The organism is uncultured Treponema sp., assembly GCF_934725225.1.
Taxonomy (GTDB): Bacteria; Spirochaetota; Spirochaetia; order Treponematales; family Treponemataceae; genus Treponema_D.
Genome location: NZ_CAKVAM010000004.1, coordinates 231,531 through 255,384, shown reverse-complemented (window position 1 = coordinate 255,384; position 23,854 = coordinate 231,531). Strand labels below are relative to the sequence as shown.

General features: G+C 42.7%; 25 protein-coding genes and 1 pseudogene. 2 read left to right on the top strand and 24 right to left on the bottom strand.

Features of this window, described 5'->3' with window-relative positions:
* Positions 1–56: 56 nt before the first annotated feature.
* The 8 genes from Q0H92_RS08025 to Q0H92_RS07990 all read right to left on the bottom strand — a co-directional run bounded on the left by Q0H92_RS08025 (position 57) and on the right by Q0H92_RS07990 (position 4,525).
* Positions 57–731 carry a class I SAM-dependent methyltransferase gene (locus tag Q0H92_RS08025; protein ID WP_296013684.1) on the bottom strand — a complete coding sequence of 225 codons (675 nt, stop codon included), beginning with the start codon at positions 729–731 and terminating at the stop codon, positions 57–59.
* Between the two features lie 27 nt (positions 732–758).
* Positions 759–1,415: a DNA alkylation repair protein gene (locus Q0H92_RS08020; protein WP_296013683.1), complete on the bottom strand. Its 657-nt coding sequence runs from the start codon at positions 1,413–1,415 to the stop codon at positions 759–761.
* 29 nt (positions 1,416–1,444) lie between these two features.
* A complete protein-coding gene (locus Q0H92_RS08015; RefSeq protein WP_296013682.1) occupies positions 1,445–1,780 on the bottom strand; it encodes a DUF3795 domain-containing protein in 336 nt (111 codons plus the stop codon).
* A 163-nt stretch (positions 1,781–1,943) separates the two neighbouring features.
* Positions 1,944–2,864: a GNAT family N-acetyltransferase gene (locus Q0H92_RS08010; protein WP_296013681.1), complete on the bottom strand. Its 921-nt coding sequence runs from the start codon at positions 2,862–2,864 to the stop codon at positions 1,944–1,946.
* Positions 2,865–2,875: 11 nt separating this feature from the next.
* Positions 2,876–3,415 (bottom strand): GNAT family N-acetyltransferase, encoded by a 540-nt coding sequence (locus Q0H92_RS08005; RefSeq protein WP_296013679.1) that lies wholly within the window; start codon positions 3,413–3,415, stop codon positions 2,876–2,878.
* 15 nt (positions 3,416–3,430) lie between these two features.
* Positions 3,431–3,922 (bottom strand): cysteine hydrolase, encoded by a 492-nt coding sequence (locus tag Q0H92_RS08000; protein ID WP_296013678.1) that lies wholly within the window; start codon positions 3,920–3,922, stop codon positions 3,431–3,433.
* A 20-nt stretch (positions 3,923–3,942) separates the two neighbouring features.
* A complete protein-coding gene (locus tag Q0H92_RS07995) occupies positions 3,943–4,308 on the bottom strand; it encodes a GNAT family N-acetyltransferase (protein ID WP_296013676.1) in 366 nt (121 codons plus the stop codon).
* Positions 4,298–4,525, bottom strand: a complete 228-nt coding sequence (locus Q0H92_RS07990; RefSeq protein ID WP_296013675.1) for a hypothetical protein — start codon at positions 4,523–4,525, stop codon at positions 4,298–4,300. The genes Q0H92_RS07995 and Q0H92_RS07990 overlap by 11 nt, the downstream gene beginning before the upstream one ends.
* 392 nt (positions 4,526–4,917) lie before the next feature.
* Between Q0H92_RS07990 and Q0H92_RS07985 the strand changes: the two genes are divergently transcribed.
* Positions 4,918–5,823, top strand: a complete 906-nt coding sequence (locus tag Q0H92_RS07985; RefSeq protein ID WP_296013673.1) for a DNA-binding protein — start codon at positions 4,918–4,920, stop codon at positions 5,821–5,823.
* A 132-nt stretch (positions 5,824–5,955) separates the two neighbouring features.
* Here the strand turns inward: Q0H92_RS07985 and Q0H92_RS07980 are convergent, their stop codons facing one another.
* A complete protein-coding gene (locus Q0H92_RS07980) occupies positions 5,956–6,381 on the bottom strand; it encodes a hypothetical protein (protein ID WP_296013671.1) in 426 nt (141 codons plus the stop codon).
* A 328-nt stretch (positions 6,382–6,709) separates the two neighbouring features.
* Between Q0H92_RS07980 and Q0H92_RS07975 the strand changes: the two genes are divergently transcribed.
* Entirely contained in the window at positions 6,710–8,338 is a 1,629-nt protein-coding gene (locus Q0H92_RS07975) for an SUMF1/EgtB/PvdO family nonheme iron enzyme (RefSeq protein WP_296013670.1), read from the top strand.
* A gap of 815 nt (positions 8,339–9,153) precedes the next feature.
* Here Q0H92_RS07975 and Q0H92_RS07970 read toward each other — a convergent pair.
* From Q0H92_RS07970 to Q0H92_RS07900, 15 genes and pseudogenes are all read right to left on the bottom strand, one after another.
* Entirely contained in the window at positions 9,154–9,798 is a 645-nt protein-coding gene (locus tag Q0H92_RS07970; RefSeq protein WP_296013668.1) for a CatA-like O-acetyltransferase, family 2, read from the bottom strand.
* Positions 9,795–10,706 (bottom strand): NAD-dependent epimerase/dehydratase family protein, encoded by a 912-nt coding sequence (locus Q0H92_RS07965; protein ID WP_296013667.1) that lies wholly within the window; start codon positions 10,704–10,706, stop codon positions 9,795–9,797. Before Q0H92_RS07965 ends, Q0H92_RS07970 begins: the two co-directional genes overlap by 4 nt.
* Positions 10,707–10,717: 11 nt before the next feature.
* Positions 10,718–11,357 (bottom strand): annotated as a pseudogene (locus Q0H92_RS07960) (alpha/beta hydrolase).
* Positions 11,358–11,451: 94 nt separating this feature from the next.
* Positions 11,452–12,330, bottom strand: a complete 879-nt coding sequence (locus tag Q0H92_RS07955; protein WP_296013664.1) for a carbon-nitrogen hydrolase family protein — start codon at positions 12,328–12,330, stop codon at positions 11,452–11,454.
* Between the two features lie 146 nt (positions 12,331–12,476).
* A complete protein-coding gene (locus tag Q0H92_RS07950; RefSeq protein WP_296013663.1) occupies positions 12,477–12,692 on the bottom strand; it encodes a DpnD/PcfM family protein in 216 nt (71 codons plus the stop codon).
* Positions 12,693–12,747: 55 nt separating this feature from the next.
* Positions 12,748–14,073, bottom strand: coding sequence for a DNA (cytosine-5-)-methyltransferase (dcm, locus tag Q0H92_RS07945; RefSeq protein WP_296013661.1), 1,326 nt, complete (start codon positions 14,071–14,073; stop codon positions 12,748–12,750).
* Between the two features lie 62 nt (positions 14,074–14,135).
* Positions 14,136–15,575, bottom strand: a complete 1,440-nt coding sequence (locus Q0H92_RS07940) for a MutH/Sau3AI family endonuclease (RefSeq protein ID WP_296013659.1) — start codon at positions 15,573–15,575, stop codon at positions 14,136–14,138.
* A gap of 31 nt (positions 15,576–15,606) precedes the next feature.
* Positions 15,607–15,786, bottom strand: coding sequence for a DNA adenine methylase (locus Q0H92_RS07935; RefSeq protein WP_296013658.1), 180 nt, complete (start codon positions 15,784–15,786; stop codon positions 15,607–15,609).
* 375 nt (positions 15,787–16,161) lie between these two features.
* The gene (locus tag Q0H92_RS07930) at positions 16,162–16,806 is read right to left on the bottom strand and encodes a DNA alkylation repair protein (RefSeq protein WP_296013657.1); all 645 of its coding nucleotides are present in this window, start codon (positions 16,804–16,806) and stop codon (positions 16,162–16,164) included.
* Positions 16,807–16,943: 137 nt separating this feature from the next.
* Positions 16,944–17,642: a DUF5680 domain-containing protein gene (locus Q0H92_RS07925; protein ID WP_296013656.1), complete on the bottom strand. Its 699-nt coding sequence runs from the start codon at positions 17,640–17,642 to the stop codon at positions 16,944–16,946.
* A 437-nt stretch (positions 17,643–18,079) separates the two neighbouring features.
* The gene (locus tag Q0H92_RS07920; protein WP_296013655.1) at positions 18,080–18,532 is read right to left on the bottom strand and encodes a GNAT family N-acetyltransferase; all 453 of its coding nucleotides are present in this window, start codon (positions 18,530–18,532) and stop codon (positions 18,080–18,082) included.
* Between the two features lie 158 nt (positions 18,533–18,690).
* Positions 18,691–19,128: a GNAT family N-acetyltransferase gene (locus Q0H92_RS07915; protein WP_296013654.1), complete on the bottom strand. Its 438-nt coding sequence runs from the start codon at positions 19,126–19,128 to the stop codon at positions 18,691–18,693.
* Between the two features lie 239 nt (positions 19,129–19,367).
* Positions 19,368–20,159 carry a hypothetical protein gene (locus Q0H92_RS07910; protein ID WP_296013653.1) on the bottom strand — a complete coding sequence of 264 codons (792 nt, stop codon included), beginning with the start codon at positions 20,157–20,159 and terminating at the stop codon, positions 19,368–19,370.
* A 331-nt stretch (positions 20,160–20,490) separates the two neighbouring features.
* Positions 20,491–21,861, bottom strand: a complete 1,371-nt coding sequence (locus tag Q0H92_RS07905; protein ID WP_296013652.1) for an InlB B-repeat-containing protein — start codon at positions 21,859–21,861, stop codon at positions 20,491–20,493.
* Between the two features lie 712 nt (positions 21,862–22,573).
* On the bottom strand, positions 22,574–23,704 hold the full coding sequence (locus Q0H92_RS07900; protein ID WP_296013651.1) for an SLC13 family permease: 1,131 nt from the start codon (positions 23,702–23,704) through the stop codon (positions 22,574–22,576).
* Positions 23,705–23,854: the final 150 nt, after the last annotated feature.

The following is a 23,854-nucleotide window of genomic DNA, read 5'->3' as shown; positions in this document are numbered from 1 at the left end:
CCTGCGGTTTTCGCTCGCTTGCGGTGGACTGCTTCGCAGGTGCTCCATGCCCTAAGCTATTTCCTCGCCATTATTACCGCAAACTTTCCGTTCAGATAAATACATTCCGCACCCTTGAATCCCGCTTGTTTAAGCCATTCGGTTTCCTGCCGCACGGAACATTCACGGTCGAGCTTTTTGCGTTCCTGCCAGCGGTCAAATTCTTTTTCCGAGAGATTCGCAGACTTTATCTGCTCAGTCCAGTATTCTTCGATGTTTTTATTCATTTCAAAATCTTCCGCGCAGAACTGGTCGTAGTTTATGAAAGTTCCGTTTTCGCCGAGCTCGCCGTAAATATTTTTGAAGAGATTTTGTTTCGCATCGTGTTCAAGATGATGAATCGAAAGCGCGGAAATCACAAGGTCGGGCTTTCCCGCCGGAAGCTCCTTTGAATAGTCAAGAATTTTGTATTCCACATTCGAAAGATTTTCAAAACGCTTTTTCGCCACCGCAAGCATTTCTTCGGCAAGGTCAACAAGGACATATTTCGCATCCGGAAAATGCCTGAACCAGAACGAAGGCAAAAGTCCAGTTCCAGAGCCAAGGTCAAAAATCAGATTTGGCGTTTTTTCAAGCGATTTTGCGGCAAAATCCGTTGAAGAAATGTAATAGTCATCAAAACACGGAATGAATTTTCGGCGGTTTTCGTCGTATTCATTTGCAATCAAGTTGAACTGTTCCTGCACTGTCATTTTTGTTTCTCCTTCGATTTGTTTTCCTTATTTTTCTGCCACTTTGTCTTTCAAGCCCGCCCGCAGTGCCTTGAACTTTTCCTTCCAGTCCTGTGAAATCCTGTAAGAATCGCAGATTTTTTGAATCGCCTTGCCGCATATTTTGTAGTCAAGTCCGCAAGTTCCCAGCCATTTGTGAACAGTTTCCGGCTCGGTTACGGCGAGCCCTGCAATCAGCCAGGCTTCGCCCATCTGAACGTAATAATGCCCGTCATTTTTCATCAGAGGAAGAAGCTGTTCTGCGTGTCCTCGCCCCAAATGTGCGATAAAAAGCACGTATCCCCAGCGGCGCACAAAAGGCTCTTCGGATTTTATGTATTCCGACGCATATTTCAGAGCCACTTCAAAATCCAAGTCCGCAACGTAGCCAATCAGCTCGTCCGTGTGCCACCAGTCCGAAAAAAGCAAGTTCTCGTGGATAAACGCCATCCGCGCATTCACGTCCTTTATCTGCTCAAGATTGACGTAAAAATAAATCCTGTGGAACTGCTGCTGCGTCAAAACGTGCTCTCGCAAAAGTGAAGCGTCCGCATTTTTCTTGACATAGCCGCGAATCAGGCGGTCAACGTCGGCGGTTTTGTATTTTCCGAGCGCGTCCAAATCCTTTTGAACAAGCTGCGGCGTAAGAACTAAATAGCTGCTCATTTTTCCTCCAATAAATCCTCTGGAATTTTTCAACGTGCAAGCAGATTGTTCTTTGCGCACTGATTGTTCTTGTGAATCATCGCGACTTTTTCGCAGCCCTCCATTTCTGCGCAGTCGCCGCAGGTGCTTACTTTTTTGCCAAGTGCGCATTGCCGGATCGGGCAAAGTGAATCGCAGAACGGAGTTTTCCGTCCGTTTATTCGGCAGCCGTCGCAGTTTATCATTTCCGCAGTGATTTCAACGCCGTTCAGCTTTGACCATTCAACTGCAACTTTTTTGCGCAGCTCCGAATCGTTTTCGACAGTCGCTTTTCTGGCCTCGCATGATTCGCAGTCCAGTCCGCAAAATGCAATCAAGTTTTTCATTTGTTTACCTTCCTTTCTTTTTTTTCAGGGGCTTCCCTGCCTTGCGGCAGGTCGGGCGTTCCAGCCTTCGCTCACGCTCATTCCAAAATGTTGGTTTCGACAAGCTCAATCAACATTTTGGAACTCTGGGCTTCCATGCCCTAAGCTTTTTTCAGCCACTTTCCTACAAATTCTCTTCCAGAATCCTGATTCCTTCTTCCACGCTCTGTCCGAGAATTTCCTGCATTTTTTTGAACTCGTATTTTTTGTGCAGGTTGTCCAAAACTTTGCGGTGGGCTTGTTTTCCGTGCCGCCGGATGAAGATTGCCTGCGCCTTGCTCGCGGCGGCTCCATCGTTGCTTGGCGTGTAGAATCCTTTCTCGCATTTTTCGAGTTCCGGGCAGTCAAAGCAGCCGTCAAGATTTTTTTCCCCGCAGCATTTTACGTTCGGGCATTTTCCGCCAGGAAACATCGTTCCGAACGAGCAGCAGTTGAAAGGCGAGCGGCAGCCTCCGCACCATTCGCCCAAAAAGCAGTGGCCGCACGAAAGTCCGCAGATTGCCGTCATGTCAACGCCTTGTTTTGCCGCCGCTACGATTTGGGCTTTCCACCTTCCGCCGTTTTCCAGGCGTTTTTGTTTTTCATCTCCTTCTGCTGAAAGTTCCTTGCGGTAGATTCTTGTTTCCTCTCCGCCGACCGATTTCGCCGTATTGAAAAATTCGTAGCCGTATTTTTCGTAAAGCCCCGTGTGGTCTGTTGAAATGTAAACCGCATTGCGTCCCATGACGGTTGCAACGCTTTCCGCCCAGTTCAAAAGCTCGCCTGCGTAATGATGTCCGCGGTATTCTGGCACAGTATAAACAAAGCCAATCCAAGGTGAAAGTTCCGTGGGCTGAACATCGTCGAGCGGCGCGAAAGTGCAGAAAGAGACAAGTTTCTCGCCGTCGGTCAAAAGCGGAACAAGCGCGGAATCCCCGATTGTTTCCTTCAGCTTGCCTTCGCTCAAAAGCTGGTGAAGAAATTTCGCCGCGCCCCAGTCAGCCTTTGCGATTTCTTCAAGCCAATGCGCCTTGTTGTTCGATGTAAAATATTCAATGATTTTCATGCTGTCTCCTTTTATTTGTTCTTAATTTTCTTCCATTCGCCACGTGTGATTGCGTAGACGTAGGAAATTCCGTCTTTCTCGTTGGGATATTCCTTGAGTTTTTTCATGCCGATTGCGCAGGCGGTTGAGTAACTGGCGACGTTCGTGTATTTCGTGTACGAATAAATGCGCTCATATTTTGTGTTTGCAAATGCCCAGTCGCGCACTGATTTTGCGGCCTCACTTGCGAATCCTTTGTGCCAGTATTTTTTGTTGATATGATAGCCGATTTCAGGGAGCATTTCTCCGTCGATATTCTGAATCGTAATTCCGCAGTTGCCGATAAATTTGCCAGTTTCCTTCAATATAATTGCCCACAGTCCGAATCCGTATTCCCTGTAGTTCTGAATGTTCCAGTCAATCCAGCCGCGCGTGCGTTCCTCGTCAAATGGCGCGGGATAGTGCCTCATCGTCTCCGCGTCGGACATTATCTCAAAAAGCGCGTCAAAATCTTCCGGCGTGTATTCCCGGAGAACAAGGCGCGGAGTTTCGATTATCGTTTTTCCGTTCATTTTGATTTCTTCCTGCTATTTGCGCATCCCGTCAAAAGTTCTTACGTCGCAGCCTTTGCTTTCGTAGTAGGCGAGCATTTCGGGAATCTTGTTTTTGTTGTAGCTTGTGATGCAGTCGGAAATCACGTGGACGGTGTAGCCGTTTTTTGCCATGTTGAAGCAGGTGGATTTTACGCAGGCTGTTGCGTCCGCACCGGCTATAAAAAATTCCGTGATTGCGTTCTCCTGAATGAAGGCGGAAAAATCCTCGCTTGTCAGGGCGTTGATTTTTGTCTTGGTGAAAACGTGGTCGGAAACGATTTTCATTTCAGGCACAAGCTCAGCACCGTGCGTTCCCGGCTTGAACGTTCTTGTTCCGGCGGAAAGGTTGTGGTTCTGAATGTAGACAACGTGCATTCCGCCAGCCACCGCCCAGTCAATCGCCTGATTCACACGAGTGATTATTTCCTTGTAATTTTTTGTGATGTCGTTCTGAAGGTCAATCAAGACCAGCGCACTGTTTTTCATTTTGGGTTCTCCTAATTTTTTTATTTAATTTCCATTGGCGTGAAGCGCAATCCGTTTACAACCTGTTCCGTGTCCGTGTCGCAAAATCCAAGTTTGTGATAAACGGGCACAGCATACGGCGAGGAATTCACCGTCATTTTTCCGGAACTGTTCATGCTCCGTGCGAACTCGAACAGCCTCTTTCCGATTTCCTGTCTGTGATATTTTTCGTCCACAAAAAACAGTGCGATGTGAGTTCCTTCGTTCCGCGTGGCAATGATTCCGACAAGTTTTTCTTGAACAAACGCACCGTACCAGCAGAGTTTTGAAAGGTAGGTTTCGTCATGAATGCTTTTGTAAAATTCCTCAACGCTTTCTTTTGTGTATTCAGGCGATTCAAATTCCAAAAAACACGTTCCAGGCCAAGCCCAATGCTTCCGCAATTTCTTCCGGCCTGATTTGACGGATAAAATAATCTGATTCCATAACTGCATCTCCAAAAAAATATAACTGGAAATATATCCTATCGAAAGGTAGGTTGTCAAGGGAGGGGAAGACAATAAAACGCCGTGTCATTATCGGGCGTGGATTTTTGTCATTATCGTTTTTAACCTCTTCTGTCATTGTCGGACTCGATCTGACAATCTCCTGTAATAGATCTCTGGGTCAAGCCCGAAGATGACATAAAACTAGCCAGTCATTGCCGTGCCACGACACGCGACATTTTCGAAGAAAACGCGGTCAGCAATCTCCTTGCGAAACATTTGAATAGATTCCCTTGTCAAGCAAGGGAATGACATAGAAATCAAGTGAAGGAATGACAAAAGGCAAGTTGTCATTGCCGTGCACCGACACGGCAATCTCATACACAAAACATAGATTGCCCGGTCAAGACGGGGAATGACAGTATAGCTGTTTCTTTTCGGCAATAAAGTCAATCTATCGGCAAAATAAACCACGAAAAAACATGCTTAAAATGTTTTATATTTTGCCGATAACGTGATATAATATTGCCTATGGCAAAGACAGAATATATTTCAGTTGAAGAAGCTGCAAAAATATGGAATTTAAGCGAGCGCAGCGCAAGAAATTACTGCTCACAGGGCAGAGTTCCGGGAGCTTTTTTAGAAGGCAAGACATGGAAGATTCCATCAAATGCTGAAAAACCGGACCGCAAGGCTCGTCATATAAAAACTGAGAACAATCTTTTATCAGTTTTGAAAAGAGAAAAAGAGGCCGGCTTAAAAAACGGTATTTACCATAAAATTCAGATTGACCTTACATATAATTCAAATCATATCGAAGGCTCAAAACTCACTCATGACCAGACCCGTTATATTTTTGAAACAAAAACTCTTGGCATTGCAGATGAGGCAGTAAAAGTCGATGACATCATAGAAACTGTAAATCACTTCCGCTGCATTGATTTGATTATCGAAGGCGCAAATTCTAAGCTTTCAGAAAGTTTCATTAAACAGCTTCATTATATACTGAAAACAGGTACAACAGATTCACAGAAATCCTGGTTCAAAGTAGGCGACTACAAAATGCTGGAAAATGAGGTTGGCGGAATTGAAACCGCAAAGCCTGAAAATGTCGCTAAGGAAATAAAATCATTGCTTGAAGAATATAACGCAAAATCGGAAATCACTTTTGATGATATTCTTGATTTCCACGTTCGCTTTGAATCAATTCATCCGTTTCAGGACGGCAACGGTCGCGCTGGAAGACTGATTATGTTCAAGGAATGTCTAAAACATAACATTGTTCCGTTCATCATCACCGAGAAATTGAAGATGTTCTATTATAGAGGAATCAAAGAATGGAAAGATGAGCGAGGTTATCTTAAAGACACCTGCCTGACAGCTCAGGACACCATGAAAGAAAGTTTGAATTACTTTGGCGTTAAGTATGAGGACTAGAATGGGCGATTTATCAAGTTTACCTGCCTAGTCTTTCGCACAATTGAATTGACACATCGACTTTTTATTTGTTCTCGCCATAATAGCCGCGCGTTGAATATTTAGACCACATTTCAAACATTGTTATGTAATTTATCTTGCGGCATAATCTAATTTTACCTCTTTTATTGGATGCAGAAATTTTTCTGGCTTTATGTATAAGTTTTCGAGAATCGGAATCAAGTCAATATAATCTTCCACAACTTCATCTGTATGAGAATATTTTGCTGAAACCACAAGATAGCCGTTATCCCATTCCTTAATCTGCTCAATTCGTTCAAGGCTGTACGGACCTTTAAAGCGGATTTTTGTGTTTCCGTATTTGAACTGAATTAAATCGCCCTTATTATTCAAATATGCTACATTTTCCATAACAATCTCCATAAATAGTATAACACTTAACTGGCAATTTACAGAAGTAATTTTTTTGATGTCCCATTTTGAAAGCAGCGCCGGCGTAATATACTGAAGCTTTATGTCCTCTTCCGTTATTTCGTTTATGTCAAAAATATCACTCATTTTTATCCCTTAAAAAAACAAGGGTAATTATAACATAAAAAATGCAGATTATAAAAGGAATGAAAATGCGACCTGTCATTGTCGGGCTTGACCCGCGATGTTTGCGAAGCAAACTCGGTTGATAATCCCGCCCGGCAACTCTTTTTACACTTCCTTATTGTTTTTTCCCAAATTTCCTATATAATAGTAAAACAAATTAAATCAAAAGGTGCTGACAAACTAAACTCACACTTTTTATGGAGAAAGCGATGAAAATCAACCACAAATTTCTTACCCCCCCCGTGTAATTTTTACATTATTTTTAACTTTATCGCTGCTTAGTGGCTGCATGACCGAGACTGACAGCGGCTCGGACGATGACCAACAAGTAACAACGCCTGTAGAAAATTCTTCCGATTCCGGCACTGGCGACAACGGAAACGGAAATCCTTCAAACCCAAGCAACCCGGACGACGGAAACACAAATCCTTCAACACCTTCAAATCCAGAAACACCAAAAACAACCTACACAATCACCTTTGACGCAAACGGCGGAACTGGTGAGATGAATCCGCAGACTGCTGAATCAGGAACAGAAATCACACTTTCAGAAAATGCATTCACAAAAGACGGAAACATTTTTGCAGGCTGGGCAACCTCTGCTGATGGGAACATTGTTCATGCGGACGGTGCAAAAATTACGCTGACCGCGGACATTACGCTTTATGCACAATGGACAGAAATCGGAATGGTTGAAAAAGTCTCATTCAGCATAACTGGCGATGTGGACTACAATGAAAAAATCTCTCTCTCATGCGGAACGGAAGACGTAACAATTTATTATCTGGTTGCCGCAGAAACAGACGCACCATCCGCTGAAGAAGTCTTGTCATCAAAACAAGAATATTCCGAACCGATTACAATCACAGAAAACGTCGTGATTTCCGCAGTCGCAGTAAAGGGCGGACTGAAAAACAGCGAGGTTGCGACAGCCACATTCACCATAAAAACCTACACTGTTACATTTGAAACCGCACGCGGCATAGCACCGGTAAAAATCGAAGGCTTGAAAAAAGGCGACAATCTGACGGAAGAGCAACACATGGCATTGGAAAATATTTTCGGTTACACATTTGTCGGTTGGTTTATTAAAGATATAAAGTTTACATCCAGTAGAAAAATCACTTCCGACATAACATTAACCGCAAAGTGGACAGTTGAGGGAAAATTCATTCTTGTAAAAGGTGCAACAATAACAAGTAAAATTTCAGATAGCAACGTGTTTATTGATGGAAAAACCGTAACGATAAACGATTTTTATATTTGTGACCATGAAGTTACGCAATCAGAGTACAATGCTGTAATAGGAAGGCTTCCAAGCGATATGGCAACTGCTGATGGAGATTCGGAAAATAATCCAGTGAATAAAGTAAACTGGTGCGACGCAATGATATACTGTAACAAACGTTCAATCAAAGAGGGGCTTACTCCTTGTTATTCAATTAAAAATTCTACAAATCCTAGTGATTGGGGACAAGTTCCGGCTTCAAGCAACAACACTACTTGGAATGCTGCAACTTGTGACTTTAACGCAAATGGTTATCGATTACCAACAGCAGCGGAATGGGAATATGCGGCACGCGGCGGAAACGAATTGACAGGCACACAGTATAAATATGCAGGAAGCGATTCAATAGATGAAGTTGCTTGGTACAATGGCAATTCAGCAGTAGAGGGTACCCGAAGAACTCATGAAGTAAAAACAAAAAAAGCGAACGATTTAGGATTATACGACATGAGCGGAAATGTATGGGAATGGTGTTGGGATTCCGATAATGATAATGACAACTCTCGCTACTATTGTGGTGGCAGTTGGCTCAACACAGCCGATTGCTGTAAAGTGAAATTCAGGGGCTATAGTTATCCGCAAAACAGAATCAATGATGTTGGATTCCGCGTTGTCCGCACCGCAGAATAGAAGAAAAAAAAATTGCCCGATTCCGTCGAACAATGACATAAAGCCAACCTGTCATCCTCCGGCTCGATCGGAGAATCTCGCATACTGAAAAAGATTCCTGTGTCGTGGCACAGGAATGACATTGCAATCACGCCAGATTAATCACATAACTGTTTGACGTAACCGTTTTTCTGTAGTATATTGAAATAAAGGAAATGCCCGATTTCCGTCGGTCGTCTCCACATTTTGGGTTATAAAGCCGTCCAATGTGTTCCAAACGAATGGGCGGCTTTACTTTTTAACTCTTCTTATTTTTAAGGTAAGAGAGAGTTGCGATAACTGCACTTGCAACAGTAGCAATGCAACTTATAATTGTTGCTGCCACCAAAACAAGCTCTAAAGTCATACGCAAGTCCTCCCGGTTTTCAAGATTCCAGCAAGCTGGTTTGAGTTCGGGAGACGCCGCCTTAGAAATCAGGCACTTCCAGTAAAATAATTATAGCACATTTTATTACTACTGTATATATGTAAAGTTTGAAAAATTGGTGTTATAAAAAAGGGATTCCTGTGTCGGAGCACAAGCATGACAAGAAAATAAGAGGTGGTTGAGCCTGTCGAAACCACCTAAATTACAGAGTTCATTTCGACGAGCTCAATGAACTCTGTAAATTGTATAGACCCAGCAACCTTGCAAACCGTGTCATTGTCGAACTTGATTCGACAATCTCTTTAGAAAAGTAGATTGCCCGGTCAAGCCGGGCAATGCCAATAAAAACTAAGTGTGGGAATAACAGTGAGAAACAAGCACAGAAATAACGCATAAAAAGTCAATCTCTTTATCCATTTTTCCTAAACACCTTTTTTACGCTTCTGATGTTCTTCTGCAAAAGTTCAAGAAATCTTCCGGCGTGCGCTCCGTCCATCTGCGTGTGGTGGAACTGGAACGAGACGGCGAGCGTTGTCCTGAAAAAGCGGCGGCGGTATTTTCCCCAGATTATGAACGGATTGTTGAAGATTCCGCTGTTCATGCCGACCGCGCCGTCAATTTCCGTGTCGATTATTGCGGAAGTTCCAATCACCATGCTCTGCGCAAGGTCGTGATTCCGGCAAGTTTGGGCAACCTCGCTTGTCAGCTCAAGGTAGTCGCGGTTGAATTTTTGGATGTCGTCATTGAATGGCACATCGCACGAGCTTACCTCGCCGGTTTTGTTCTTAACGATTGTGTTCACGGCAAGCGAATCGTATTTCAGAAGCTCTCTGCCCACCGGAAGCAGGAAAAATTCCTTCACCCCGCTGGCGGCTTTTCCCACGCACCAACACAAAAGCATATTGAACTTGAGTTTGCGACGTCGGCTCAGCCTTACAAGCGGCGAAACGTCCAGCGTCTTAAAAAAAGTTACCATCGGGTTCGGCGCGTTCATCCAAAGCTCAAAAGCCTGCGCCCTCGAAGTCGTATTCGGGTCAACTGAAATCGGGTTCATTTTTTCTCCTGTAAATTTTCATCGATATATTTCAAATAATCTTTTTTGCGCACTTCTTGCTCGTTTGCAAAATACCAGTTGGCAGCTTCTTTTAATCCTTCTTCAAGCGCAATTGTTTTTGGCAAAAGCGACTTTTGTTTTTTCACGTCAAGCAAATATTCGTAATCGTAAAAGCAAAAATAATTTCGCTGCTCAATTTTTTTGCTGACTTCGACAAAGGCAGGCGTTTTTGAAAGGCACTTGTAGCAAAGTGTAACCCAATCTTTTATCGAAACTGGCTGCTCATTTCCAACGTTCAGAATGTGTTCGGCAGGCTTTGTCTCGATTATTTTTTCGATAATGCGGCACAAATCTTTCACGTGAAAAAAGTGAAGCTTCATGCTGCCGTCTCCCGGAAGATAAAACGGACGGTCGAGCCTTGCGCAGTCAAAAACAAACGCCTCGCGGTAAACGTTGTTCATAGCACCGTAAATATACGGCGGTCGCAAAATGTACGCATCGGGAACTTTTTGCAAAAGTGCGTTTTCAGCTTCGATTTTGTCTGTTCCGTATTTTCCCCAAAACTTGTTCGGCTTCCTTTCACATTCTTCCGCAAACGGCTGCATTTCGTCATCTGGATAAACCGCGCTGGAACTTACCATTATATACTGGTCAAACGAGCCGAGCGAATCCGTCAAACCGATTATGTTCTGCGCGTTGTAAGCGGTAATGTCTGCCACAACGTCAAAGCGCAGATTTTTCAGTTTGCCGCCCAAATTGTGCCGGTCGCCTTCAATCAAAGTTATGCCGCTAACTTGCTTTTTTGTGTTTCTGTTCAGAACGTAAACTTCGTAGCCGTGCTCGCAAAAGTAAGAAGCGGCGTATTTGCTTACAAAAGTTGTTCCGCCAGTAATCAGGATTTTTTTCATTGTTTGTTCCTCTATTTTTTTTCAATCCATCCGTCCAGAAACTTCATCTGCTCTTCGGTGTGGAACCAGTGCTCGCCGCCTCTCATCACGGTAAGTTTTGCCTTGTGGGTGTGCGCAAAATCCGAGACGGTTTCAAGCGAAGTGAGAGTGTCGTACTCGCCGTAAAGAATTTCAGTCGGAATCTTCCATTTAATCGGATTTTTGCGGACATAAGTCAGATATTCCCAGGACAAATCGTCGCCGAAGTCCGTGCTTACCATTTTCTTTTCCTCAAGCTGAGCTTCCGTTATGCCGGCCCAATCCATCATGTTGCAAATCAGTTTTTCCATGTCCACAATCGGAGAGATGAAAAACGCCTTGATGATTTTCGCGGTGATTTTCTTTTTCGCACTGTCACTTTCAGCGTTGGTTTGAGAAACTGCGTTCATCGAAAAATACGCTCCGATGCTCTTCGCAACAAGAATCACTTTTTCGTAGCCGCCGAATTTTTCTTTTGCCCAGTTCAAAAATTCATCCTTGAAATCCCACGGTGTTACGGATGCGTACTCAAACCTGGCAACATTGCAGTTCGCAAAAAGTTTTTTATAATGTTCGGCTTCCCCCGGCATTTACGCCTTTTCCGTGAACATAAATTACGAGTGTGCTGTTCATTTTTGTTGTCCTTTTAAAAAATATCACTGGAAATATATCCTACCGAAAGATAGGTTGTCAAGGGAGGAAAATGACAAAGACAAATCAGCCTTTTCTACTTCCTATAATCCCCTCTGATAAACGGCTCGCGGATTTCTTCTTTTGTGAGGAGTGAATACTTTTTCGGGTGGCGGTAGGCGTTTCCGTGAACTTCGCGGCTTCTGTAGTCCCGCAGCTCGTCAAGGTCGATGTTAGCGATGTAGATTCCTTCGTTTTCGCCGGCTTCAACAACGAGCATGTCGCGTGAACCTGAATCCTTGGGGCGATATGCGATTCCGTCGAATGCGGAGGAATGTCCGTTGCAGTCGGGTTTTCCGCCGGGGTAGTTCGCGGTCGCAATGGCGCACATATTTTCGTAGGCTCTTGCGCGCAGCTGGGAAAGACGGTTGATTTCCATGGGGCAGGCGTTCGGAACAAGAATCACTTCCGCGCCTTTGAGCATCAAAATCCGCGCGCTTTCCGGGAATTCGCGGTCATAGCAAATCATCGCGCCGGTTTTCACAACGCCGTTTTTTATGTCAAGCTCGCACACGTAAAAGTCATCACCGGCGCAAAGAACTTTTTCATCGCCAAAGTCGCAGGTGTGGACTTTAGCGTAAGTGAGGACGGATTTTCCGTGCCGGTCAAAAAGACGGAGCGTGTTCCGCGGCTGAGGGCTGTGCTTTTCCAAAAAAGTGATTCCCACCGCCATCTCAAGCTCCGCGGCAAGATTTCCGAAGAACGAAACAAATTCGCCGTCCGCGCTTACCGCAAGCTCTTCAAGCTCCGCCGGATTTTCCGGAAAACTGTAGCCGCAGCTCCACATCTCAGGAAAAAGCGCGATGTCTGCGTCCAGAAGTTTCGCTTTCCGGCAAGCCTCCTCGCCAATCCGTTTGTTTTCTTCAATATTATTGCCCGGCATTATCTGCAAAAGGGCGATTTTCAAAGTGTTCATTTTTCTATTATACACTGATTTTTTGTTTTGAGAGGCAAAATATGTGCCGGAAAATTAGAAAATCAAAACGGCAAGTCCACGCCAAAATACGGCTCGTCCTCGTGAATCTCACTGATTCCGCGGATAGGCAATTCCTAGCGTATTTTTCATTCTTCATAATCATTCAAATTATGAATTTCTTTATGATTTTCAAAATCAGTAATTTCAGAAAAATCAACGCAGTCAAAAGAACTATAATCTAAAACAATTTTGCTGCTATAGTATTTTTCTTCTACTTTCGATAAAGCCTCTTCAAAAGAATTTGCCTCAACTTTTACTAACTCCGACAAAATCTCTTTTATTTCAATTGTATATTCGCTCATACCAAAATATTGATCGAATTTTAAAGTTTATCAAGAAGTTAAGATTCAGAATTGTTTATTCTTCAGAAAATATTTTATCCAATATCTTTTCCATTCTTGAAACCAAAGGAACTACCAACGCATTTCCCATGCAAAAATACCTGAATTTTTCAGGCATTCCAGTCGCAGTCCAATCATCAGGAAATCCTTGAATCCGTTCAGTTTCTTTTGGCGTAAGAATCCTTATTTCACTATTTAATAAATCCCTAACTATATGAGTGCTTCGGTTAAAACTTCCTTCGCTCGTAAGCATCGTGCGTGCAGGCTTATTCCATTCATCAACCATCGGGATAGCTCCCTCGGAATAAATATATTTGTGTCCATTGCTGGCGGTTCTGTATTTTCTTTTCGCTCCCTTTATATATTGCCAAGTTTTTTTAGCTTCTGAAGATAATTCAGTTTTTGTTTCATCACTATGCGTACTGTCAGGATTTGTAAAGTACAATTTATTATTTGAAATAAAGTATTTTTCAGCAACCTTTTTGTTTTCTAAGATTTCCCCTATAGTTCTTGCCTTTGTAATAATTGGATAAGTTTTTGCAGTATAAACAGAACCATCAAACATTATCCCAGAATTTGCAAAGTCAAAAGAAAAATTATCAGAAATATCCGCTATATCGCCTGAAATTGTTGTCTTTCTAATGGAGAATACATCAAGTTTTTCAATCGGAAAACATTTTGCAAAAAAACTTTTCTTCTCTAAAACCTCAGATATTAAAGAATTATTATTTTCAAGATTTAATGATTTTGCAAAATTTGTGTCTTTTTTGTAAGCGAATATGAAGGTTCTTCTTCGCCTTTGAACTTCGCCATATTCTGCGGCGTTTACAACTCTCCATTCAACAAAATAACCTTCATTATAAAAACAGGAAAGTATAATGCCAAAATCACGCCCACGTTGTTTTGAGGGAGAAAGCAAGAGTCTGTCAACATTTTCCAGAAGAACAAAAGGCGGTCTTTTTATTTTCAAAATATCCCAGATAGACCACCAAAGAACACCTTTTTTGCCTTCGATCCCTTTTTCACCATTAAGACTTCGTGCGACTGAGTAATCCTGACAAGGAAATCCGCCAACCAATAAGTTATGGTTAGGAATAGCATTTTTATCGACTATAGAAATATCAACGTTTGTCGTATCGTTTCCATTTAAATCTAAAGATGTTCCAAAATGTTTTACGTAACAATCATAAGCCCATTGAGTTTTCTTACCTGGCTCCCATTGATTAAACCACACTGTTTTCCATGTTTCCGATGATAAAGAAAAGTCTTTGTCCTTTATAGAATTAAGCCCGCACCTGAAGCCGCCCACTCCGGCAAACAATTCACAAACAGTTTTTTCCATTCTCATTTCCACAGTATACTAAAATTTAGAAATTCGATCAAGAATAAAAATTGCGGCAAAACTTAAATAAAGTCCTTCTCATCCATTTTTTGAGACAAGTAAGAACCTTTTATCCAAATATACTGTCTGTACATACTTATTCCATTTACATGCTCAGGTTTTTTTGTAGAATCTGAACTGTCTCCTCTTACAAAAATCAAACCTTCTGATGACTTTGGAAAATTCGGGGCAGACTGCGGAACTCCGGTTTTATTTATTCTTTGATTTCCTTTTGAATCCAATATTGGCATATCTTTTAATTCTTTATATATTACAAGTTCTCTAATTCTCTCCCAAACAGATTTTACATTTAAATCTATAAACTCGTCTGAAAAAGAAAGTCTCTTAAATCCTAAAAAAGTATTCTTACCAAAATCTTTGTTGTCATGCTCTTCAAAAATAATACACAATATCTGGTTTTCAGCAAAATAATCAAAAAAGTCAGAATTATCAAATGCTTCATCAATATTTGCAATTTCATCAAAGTTAATTCTAAACAGTTTCATATCTTCTGTTCTTCTGCCTTTTTCTGTAAGAACTATAGTTTTTCCCAATAATCCGATTTTATTAAAAAGCTCAATATCATGCATTTTTTTAGAAGTTCCGCCAAACATTCTGACAACAAGTCTTTCTCCTATGGCTTTATCAATTTTTCCAGCAATTGAAAATTCTGTCATCAATTCAGCCACTGTCTTATTTTTGTATTTAGATGTTATTTCATGGCATTTGGTTTCTATTTCTGAAAATGTATTGTAAGATTTTGGAAGCTGCTCAAGAGATCCGTTAAAATGTTTCTGAACGATATTTGAAACAACAGTCCTTTTCAATCTAAATCTTGGAGGATGCGGCCATTTTGGAGCAGTGTCGATAAAAAGAAGTTTGTCACGCAGATGTGAAATTTCAGGATAACGCGATTCATCATTGTTCAATGAACGAATAAAATTACGGACAATCAGCCAATCTTGTTCTAGAACACTTTTATCTTCTTCTGAAAAGTCAAGAAATTGATAACCTTTTACAAAGAAATTTGCATATTCAGAAGCTAAAACTGTTTTATCAGAAGCATAAAGATAATAAACCAGCAGCAAATGTGCTAATTTATGCCAAAATCTTGAACTTGGAAATTCTTCACCAGTTATGGTATTTGGAGACACCGCTGTTATAGACATCGGCTCTTTTGCTTCATATTCTTTCGGATTCTTTTTAGAAAGACGAATTCCTGTTGTTTTTAGTTCAGTAAGAATGCCGTCTATGTTCAAGTCTGGTGCAGCATCACTGTTCGCAGCATATCCGAAAACAGATTGCTCGATTACATCTCCTGCAATGCCTGTAATTTTTGGATTTTTCTTTGTTCTGCCAAAAACATTATTTTTATCAATTTCACCAAGGGTTTTATTGAGACAATCTTCAAGCAATTCTTGAATTTGTTGTTTTGTAAATTTATGTTCATTACTTTTTATCATATTTAATATTTTTCCATTGCAGTTAAATTTTTTATAAAAAGAGAACTTCTTCCGGCTGGCATTTTTGAAGCACATCGAACAAAACCGCACCGCCGCCCACAAACGGCTCGCAGTATTTTTTGATTTCTTGAGGATAATGTTTTCTGATTTCCGGCAAGAGCTGAGTTTTTCCGCCCGCCCATTTTACAAAAGGATGCGCTGCGCTTTGCATAAAACCACTATACACAGTTTGCAATAAAATTTCCATAGCACTTATATGGGGCAGTGCAAGAAAAATTCGCATGACTAGAAAATATGTCAGTTCGAGTCGTAAAAAATTCCGCATAAACAGAAAATGCGTTGGGCAGTGCGTGAAAATTTTCGCATGACTAGAAATTACGTCAGTTCCTGCCGTAAAGATTTTCGCATAAGTTGAAAATGCATTGGGCAGCACGTGAAAGTTTTCGAATGAGCTAAAAGTGTGTTGGGCGCACCGTGAAATTATTTTATAACGTAAAAACACGTTTTGCCAAGCAATGCAGAAATTTCATAAACAGAAAATCACGTTGGGCGCACCGTGAAATTATTTCATAACACAAAAATACGTTCACTTTTCTTTCAATCCCGCCCGCAGAGCCTTGAACTTTTCTTTCCAGTCCTGTGAAATGCGGAATGAGTCGCAGATTTTCTGAACCGCCTTTCCGCAGATTTTGTAGTCAAGTCCGCAAGTCCTCATCCATTCATACACGTTTTCCGGCTCGGTTACGGCAAGCTCTGCAATCAGCCAGGCTTCGCCCATCTGAACGTAGTAGTGGCCGTCATTTTTCATCAGCGGCAAAAGACTTTCCGCGTGTCCTCGTCCCAAACGAGAGATAAAAAGCACGTATCCCCAGCGGCGCACAAAAGGCTCTTCAGATTTTACGTATTCCGCCGCGTATTTCATGGCCGCCTCAAAGTCCAAATCCGCAACAAACCCAATCAGCTCGTCCGTGTGCCACCAGTCCGAAAAAAGCAGGTTTCCGTGGATAAATGCCATCCGCGCGTTCACGTCCTTTATCTGCTCAAGGCTCACGTAAAAATAAATCCTGTGGAACTGCTGCTGAGCCAAAACGTGAGGACGGAGCAGGGAAGCGTCCGAATTTTTCTTTACATAGCCGCGAATCAAGCGGTCAACGTCGCATGTCTTGTATTTTCCGAGCGCATCCAAATCCTTTTGAACAAGCTGCGGTGTAAGAAGTAAAGGTTCGTTCATTTTTTCCTCCAATTTTTTTATTTTTCCGGGGCTTCCCTGCCTTGCGGCAGGCCGGGCTTTGCGTGGTTACGGCTTTCGCCTCCATTCCTCCGCTTCGCTTCGGAACACGTCTTCGGCGTGCCACTCCAATCCCTAAGCTATCTTACGATTCCGCCGTGGAAAACACATTCATACACTTTCCTTGCTCCGTGGAAAATCGCCTCGTTTCCGCTGAACCATTCAAATTCGCCGCAAACCTTGCAGACGTATGTCCTGTCTCCGTCGCGAAAAAATTCCGGTCCGCGGAAAGGCAGCTTAGGCTCAACCGCCTTGAGCGCGCTTTTAAGAAAGTCACCTGAAAACGACTCGTCGAGCACACGTCCGCAGTAGTTCATAGCCCAGAACGGAATTCCGTCCTTCCACAGAGCTTCCTCACCTGAAAAATTCTTTCCGCCTAAGTACGTGTCGTAATATTCAAGAGTTCCGAACTCCGCACCCAAGTCCTCCGAATAAAAAAGGTCGTGTGAATTCTTTCGGCACGGCTGAATCTCGCTTCCTTTTCCGGCGTAGGTTGCGCGCTTTGCCCGGCACAGAAATTCCCTTGTTTCTGCGGAATCAGAAAAAGTCGTTCTACCCATCATTTCAGTTTCCGCCGTTCCGCAGCCGTCCTTCACCATAAAATCCACCGAAACACCGAAGAGAGCTGAAAGCTGCACAAGGTTTGCGATGTCGGGCACGGATTCAGATGCCTCCCACTTGGACACAGCCTGACGTGAAACGCCCAGCCGCTCAGAAAGCTTCTCCTGCGACATAAGATTCCTCTTTCTCAAACACGCGATTTTTTTTGCCAAAGACATATCTGCACCTCCAGTACATCTGAAAAATTCCGGCGCGGCAACAAAAAAAACTGACCGCATGAGCCGGTTCAAAAATTATAAGGCAGAATTTTCCGCATCACCACCAGCCATACCTTGCACAAACGGCAACCAGAGATTCCTGTGTCGTGGCACAGGAATGACATTAGAGCACGCAAGTTAATTACAATAAAAATCAAGCACAAGAATGACATTGTGTTTTGTCATCATGGGCTTCCTTTCTCTGTCATTATCGGGCTTGACCCGATAATCTACTACTTGTAAACAGTGTGATAGATTCCCGCATCAAGTGCGGGAATGACAATAAAGTGGACTGTCATTGTCGTACTTGATACGCGACGTTTGTGAAGCAAACTCGGTCAGCAATCTTATATGTGGGGATTGTCTGGTTACGCCGAGCAATGACAATAAAATCACGACTATTTCCGCCGCAGTTCAACAATATATTCCGCCGTGCCTTCCTCGTGTTTTCTTGCGCCGGTCGGGAAAAATCCGTGCCGCCTGTAAAACAAAATCGCCCTTGTGTTTTTTTCCAACGCCCACAGAAAATCCGCCTGAAAATTCTGAAGTGCAAATTCAATCAGTTCTCCGCCTGTTCCGCAGTTCTGAAAAAACGGCTCAACGTAAAGTTTTGCAATTTCAGTTTTCCGGATTTCGATGAACCCCTTTATGATGCCGCCATCTTCCGCCACAAACAGATTGTCTAACGTCTCTTCTTTTCCGAAGTAATTATCGACTGCCGAAACAACCTGCATCGTTCCAAAGGAATAGGATGCGTCCTTGAAAATCGGAAAATAATTAATCCGGTTGTTGAAAACGAAAATCTCTGCGACCCGGGACAAATCTTTATTTTCAGCTTTTCTGATTAGCATTTTTCTTTCCGAAAGTTTTTTATCTCATGTTTTGTTGTTTATAAAAAATATTATGTGAAATATATCCTACCGGGCGATAGGTGTCAAGGCAGGGCAATGACAGTAAAACATTGTGTCATTATTGAGTTCGACATTATAATCTTGGCGGTAAGTCTGTCTCAAAGTTCTATCTCCATCTCCACGTGGACAATTCCTTCTTCCAAAAAATCGCTGGAAACTTCCTTGAACCTGAATTTTTTATAAAAACCAACGGCGTGTTTCTGTGCGTCCAAATAGATTTTTTTGAAGTTCATCTTTTGCCGTATCGCATGAATGCTGTTTTCCATCAGCTCACGACCAATGCCGTTTCCGTGCTGCAAAGTCAAAACCCTGCCAATCTTCACAATGCCACAACTTTCATCCGCATAAAAAGCCCTAAGATATGCGCAAACCTTTCCGCCGTCAGCCAAAAAACAATGCAGACTTTTGTAATCAATGTCGTCCATATCCTGATAATGAATATTCTGCTCCATCACAAAAATCTCGGACCGCGCCTTGAGAAGTTCATAAAGCTCTGTTGTGTTCAACTCGTCAAATCTTTTCGCAAAAAAATCCATTTTACTGTTCCAGTTTATCACGAAGATTTTCAAATTATATCATATTTGGCAGTTGTATATAGGAAAAAAATGATTTTTTAAGGATAGAGTTAAAAAGTAAAGCCGCCCAGTCTGACCACTAGAGGCGGCTTTTCGTCAATACAGTGGAGACGACCGACAGAAATCGGGCATTTCCTTTATTCCAATATGCTACAGAAAAATGCTTTCGTCAAACAACACTGTATTTCTTAATACATTGCTTACTCCCCAAACAAATTCCCTGCCGTCATCTCAAGGTAGTTTTTTCCAGCGTAGTTCGGGAACGCTTTTTCTGCGGCGGAAATAAATTCTTCGCGGTTTTTGCACTGTGCGGCAAGCTCGCGGAGCTTTTTCACGTAGGCGATTTTTTCCGTTACCGCGTCCTGCTCCTCGACGTTCGCGTGGCTTGAAAGAATGTACTTGTAGCCGGCTTTCTGGTACGACTCAAGAATTTCAATCATTGCGGCGGCGTGCGCGTCCGAACCGATAATCGAATGGACGTACTTTCCGAGCATGTGGGTGTAAATCGCATTTGCGTCCGGAATTTCAACGTCGAAAGAAGAGCCTCGGTCGTAAATCACAAAGTCGATTCCGGCGATTGTGTTTTTTCCCTCGTGCAGAATGTTTTTGATTGAAGCCATAAAGTTTCCGCGGAAAGCAGGTCCGAACGCCTTCAAAAGTCCCTGCGTGATTCCGAATGCAGTTCCGCCGCTCACGGATTTTTTCGCGTTCTCAGTTCCCCAAACGTTCATTCCTTTGATGTAGTCCGCGCCGGCCGGATGGTCGCTGATGATAATGTCGTTCATGGGCTTTTTAAGCGAAGCAACGTATTCCTTCCAGGCGTCAAGATTTTCCGTGAACGCCGGAAGCTCGATCCCCACAAGCGCGTTTTCGCCCTCGACAATAAAAGCCGCGTCGCAAAGAGCGTCTTTTGTGTCGTAAGCGTGAAGCCTGATTTTTCCAAAGTCATAAACCGTTACAGTTCCTGCTGAAAGATTTTTTGTTGTGTTCATAATTCACCTCGAATAATTTTTTGCGTGCACGTTGTAACTTTTTTAGTTACAAGAAGAATATAATCCAGATTTGTTGTAATGTCAATAGTTACAACAAAAAAAAAGATGAGGAACCTTTGAATGGATTTATTAGAGGAAAATTGAATTGAGTAATAAGGAAATTTGTGTGTTTTTGAGATTGCTGACCGAGTTCGCTTCGCAAACATCGCGCATCAAGTCTGACAATGACACGGCATTTCGTCATTCCCTTGCTTGACAAGGGAATCTCCGCATACGGATTATTGAGTCTACGTCCAAATGAGCTGCAATTTTTTCTTATTCTTCTATATATTTATAGAGTTAAATCAGAACCGCTTGACGTGCCGTTTTCGCACTGGACATTCAAGGACATGAGTTTGTATTTTGAATCCTTATAATCAGTTTTGACCTGCTTCCATTGCTCGACTGTACCTTTATATGTGATTGTCTCAAGAGCCGTGCAGCCGTCAAACGCGTCGCTTTTTATAGAAATGATACTTGCAGGAATCTCTACGTATTCAAGAGATGAGCAGTCTTTAAATGCAGTGTATCCTATCTTATAATCTGAACTGTTTAAAATGATGACGGTTTTAAGGTTCTTGCAATCTTTGAACACATCTGCTACAAGCAATTCATATTGATATTCGGTATCCGGCGGTTCGATTGACGGAATCACTATGCCGGTAAGATTCTCACAGTCCGCAAATGAACATTTTATCCAATCATAAAAATCTATTGTTATTCCGCCAAGGTCAAGATAGACTTTTGCACCGTTTAAATTGCCTTTGATTGCCTCTATTACGCCTTTCAGATTGTCTTTTGTCATTTCGCCTGTAACCGAAATCTTGTGCTCGCCGGCAGGAAGTCTGTTTATTGCGTTGACTGCATTTTCCGCCGAAACCGTCCACTTTGCATACAAGATAATGTCGCCAGTCGAGCCTTTTACGATTTCGGTTTTTCTGCTTGAATCCGAGAATTCGCTGTCTGTGTACCAGCCGCCAAAATCAAAATATTCTCTTGACGGAGCAAGGAGCGTTATTGTCTCGGTTTCGGAAGTATAGCTTGAAGGATTTCCGTCCGCGTTTTTTCCGCCGTTTGGTTCGTAGGTGATTGTGTAAGTGATTGCAGTCCATTTTGCGTAAAGTGTAGTGTTGCCGGTTACGGTGATTTTTGTCTTGTCGGAGTATGAAACGTCTCCGTCGGCAGATGTCGCCCAACCTGCAAAGATGTAGCTGTTTTTTGTGAATGTGTTTTCCGGAAGTGTGATTTCGCTTCCTTCTTCCACGGAAATATTTGCGATTGTACCGCTTCCGCCGTTCGCGTCAAAAGTTACGGTGTAAGTTGTTTTTGGCGTTGAAGGAGTTTCGGGATTTTGTGGCTGCTCAGGTTGGGTCGGATTTTCGGGAGTTTCCGGATTTGAAGGTGTCGTTTTGATTTCTTTCCACTGCGCATGGAGTGTTGCATCCGCGGTGAATGAGAATTCCGCACCGTCTGCGTATGTTGTGCCGCTTCCGTCTGCCTCAGTGTTCCAGTTCAAGAACTCAAAGCCTGTTCTGGAGAATTTTACGGCAGGAAGATTTATTTTCTCGTTCTCCTCTTTTGTTATGCTCTCCATCTCGCCTGTTCCGCCGTTTGCACTGAACGAGAGCTTGTATTCTGCCGGTTTGCTGTCATCTCCGGTCATGCAGCCGGTGAGCAGCGAAAAAGTTAAAAATAGTGCAAAAATTACATGGGGGGGGTAAGAGGTTTGTGGTTAATTTTCATCGCTTTCTCCATAAAATATAGAATAAATTGTTATTCTTTCTATTATAACGCACAGAGGGAAAAATATCACGGTAAATGAAGAAAAAAGTGGGAAATTTTGAGGATTTTTATAGAAAAAAGATTGCTGATTGAGTTTCTTTCAGAAACATCGTAGATTACGCACGGCTATTACTAAAACTGACAGTATTTTCAAACTTTACATATATACAGTAGTAATAAAATGTACTATAATAGTTTTATTGGAAGTGCCTGATTTCTAAGGCGGCGTCTCCCGAACTCAAACCAGCTTGCTGGAATCTTGAAAGCCGGGAGGACTTGCGTATGACTTTAGAACTTGTTTTGGCAGTAGTGGCAATTGTCAATTGCATCGCTGCTGTTGCAAGTGCAGTTATCGCAACCCTTTCTTACCTTAAAAATAAGAAGAGTTAAAAAGTAAAGCCGCCCATAAGTTTTCGAAGCTAGGACGGCTTTGTACCAAACTAGTGGAGACGACCGACGGAAATCGGGCATTTCCTTTATTTCAATATACTACAGAAAAACGCTTACGTCAAACAGTTATGTGAGATTTTCGTTATAGATTCTCTAAGCGCAGGCTAAAATTCTTTTCCCGCTTGGCACTTTTTTTCTTTCAATCAGCCCTGCAAAAACACCTTCATTGCACACAGGGTGGCAAGAAAAATTATGTTCATCAGTGTAAAGACTGCAAGGAATTTTGCGGTTCCGCCTTTTTCCTGCGTGTAGAGCTTCAGGCTTATGAGGCTTGCAAGGGATGCAACCGGTGTTCCAAGTCCGCCGATGTCCACGCCAAGCAGAAGCTCCTTTGTGTCCTGCGCGAACGGATGCAGCAAAAGCGTTGCGGGAACATTGCTTATCACCTGGCTGAACGCAAGGCTTACGGCAAATTCATTTCCTCCTGTTATCCGCTTTAGAAAACTGTCCACGCTTTCAAGCCGTGCGATGTTTCCTGTGAAAATGAAAAACGCCGTGAATGTCAGAAGAAGCATAAAATCTATATTGCAAAAAATCTTCCGGTCGGAAAAAAGAACGCAAAGCGCGACAAGAACTGCCGCCGCCCATTTTGGAATCACATTCACGACCGAAAGAAGGCACAAGGCAAAAAGCGCCGTGTATAAAATGTTTTTTCCTTTGCAGCCTGATTTGCTGGTTTCGTTTTCCTGCTGTTCAATCTGGACTTTTTCGTTTTTTATTATCAGAGCTGAAAGAATCAGAAGCGCAAGGGAAAGCAATGTGTACGGAAAAAGGATTTTCATAAACTGGACTGTGCCGAGCTGCATTTTTGAGAACAGAAAAATGTTCTGCGGATTTCCGATTGGCGTAATCATGCTTCCGAGGTTCGCCGCAAGAGTCTGAAGAACAACTGTATATAATGGAAGAAAACCGCTCGTTTTTGAAAGCAGGACGACCGCGAACGGAACAAACGTAAGGAGCGCGACGTCGTTTGTGATAACCATGCTTGTAAAAAAGCAGAGCATAACAAGCGTAAGGCAAAGTCCTCGCTGACCGTGAATTTTGCGGCAGACGATGTTTCCAAGCGTGGCGAAAAGCCCTGTCCGCCTCCAGCCTGAAACGACCGCCATGAGCGAGAAAAGCGTCAGAAGCGTTCCGAAGTCGATGTACGAAATATATTTTGCGTCCGGCTTTACAAAAAACGTTGAAATGAGCGCGAATAAAAACGTGACGCAAAAGACGATTTCCTTTTTGCACCAGATGAATGTTTTTTGAAAAATTTTTCCTACTGACATTTTTTTGCCTTCTTTGATTTTGAAGATTTGAGCAACTCGCCACAATTGTATCACATATCGCAGTTTTGTACCGCATCACCCACAATGATAACAGTATTCCCATATCGTCATTCCCTTGCTTGACAAGGGAATCAGCTATGTGCATGAGAT

Coding starts and splice junctions, on each gene's coding strand:
- Q0H92_RS07935 (WP_296013658.1), bottom strand. CDS start 15,786: ATGCAAAGCGCAGCGCATCCTTTTGTAAAATGGGCGGGCGGAAAAACT.
- Q0H92_RS07990 (WP_296013675.1), bottom strand. CDS start 4,525: ATGACAGAAGAGGTTAAAAACGATAATGACAAAAATCCACGCCCGATA.
- Q0H92_RS07920 (WP_296013655.1), bottom strand. CDS start 18,532: ATGCTAATCAGAAAAGCTGAAAATAAAGATTTGTCCCGGGTCGCAGAG.
- Q0H92_RS07925 (WP_296013656.1), bottom strand. CDS start 17,642: ATGTCTTTGGCAAAAAAAATCGCGTGTTTGAGAAAGAGGAATCTTATG.
- Q0H92_RS07900 (WP_296013651.1), bottom strand. CDS start 23,704: ATGTCAGTAGGAAAAATTTTTCAAAAAACATTCATCTGGTGCAAAAAG.
- Q0H92_RS08015 (WP_296013682.1), bottom strand. CDS start 1,780: ATGAAAAACTTGATTGCATTTTGCGGACTGGACTGCGAATCATGCGAG.
- Q0H92_RS07980 (WP_296013671.1), bottom strand. CDS start 6,381: ATGAGTGATATTTTTGACATAAACGAAATAACGGAAGAGGACATAAAG.
- Q0H92_RS07940 (WP_296013659.1), bottom strand. CDS start 15,575: ATGATAAAAAGTAATGAACATAAATTTACAAAACAACAAATTCAAGAA.
- Q0H92_RS07985 (WP_296013673.1), top strand. CDS start 4,918: ATGGCAAAGACAGAATATATTTCAGTTGAAGAAGCTGCAAAAATATGG.
- Q0H92_RS08000 (WP_296013678.1), bottom strand. CDS start 3,922: ATGAAAAACAGTGCGCTGGTCTTGATTGACCTTCAGAACGACATCACA.
- Q0H92_RS07915 (WP_296013654.1), bottom strand. CDS start 19,128: ATGGATTTTTTTGCGAAAAGATTTGACGAGTTGAACACAACAGAGCTT.
- dcm (WP_296013661.1), bottom strand. CDS start 14,073: ATGGAAAAAACTGTTTGTGAATTGTTTGCCGGAGTGGGCGGCTTCAGG.
- Q0H92_RS07965 (WP_296013667.1), bottom strand. CDS start 10,706: ATGAAAAAAATCCTGATTACTGGCGGAACAACTTTTGTAAGCAAATAC.
- Q0H92_RS07930 (WP_296013657.1), bottom strand. CDS start 16,806: ATGAACGAACCTTTACTTCTTACACCGCAGCTTGTTCAAAAGGATTTG.
- Q0H92_RS07910 (WP_296013653.1), bottom strand. CDS start 20,159: ATGAACACAACAAAAAATCTTTCAGCAGGAACTGTAACGGTTTATGAC.
- Q0H92_RS07975 (WP_296013670.1), top strand. CDS start 6,710: ATGACCGAGACTGACAGCGGCTCGGACGATGACCAACAAGTAACAACG.
- Q0H92_RS08020 (WP_296013683.1), bottom strand. CDS start 1,415: ATGAGCAGCTATTTAGTTCTTACGCCGCAGCTTGTTCAAAAGGATTTG.
- Q0H92_RS07955 (WP_296013664.1), bottom strand. CDS start 12,330: ATGAACACTTTGAAAATCGCCCTTTTGCAGATAATGCCGGGCAATAAT.
- Q0H92_RS08025 (WP_296013684.1), bottom strand. CDS start 731: ATGACAGTGCAGGAACAGTTCAACTTGATTGCAAATGAATACGACGAA.
- Q0H92_RS08010 (WP_296013681.1), bottom strand. CDS start 2,864: ATGAAAATCATTGAATATTTTACATCGAACAACAAGGCGCATTGGCTT.
- Q0H92_RS07970 (WP_296013668.1), bottom strand. CDS start 9,798: ATGAACCCGATTTCAGTTGACCCGAATACGACTTCGAGGGCGCAGGCT.
- Q0H92_RS08005 (WP_296013679.1), bottom strand. CDS start 3,415: ATGAACGGAAAAACGATAATCGAAACTCCGCGCCTTGTTCTCCGGGAA.
- Q0H92_RS07950 (WP_296013663.1), bottom strand. CDS start 12,692: ATGAGCGAATATACAATTGAAATAAAAGAGATTTTGTCGGAGTTAGTA.
- Q0H92_RS07905 (WP_296013652.1), bottom strand. CDS start 21,861: ATGACCGGAGATGACAGCAAACCGGCAGAATACAAGCTCTCGTTCAGT.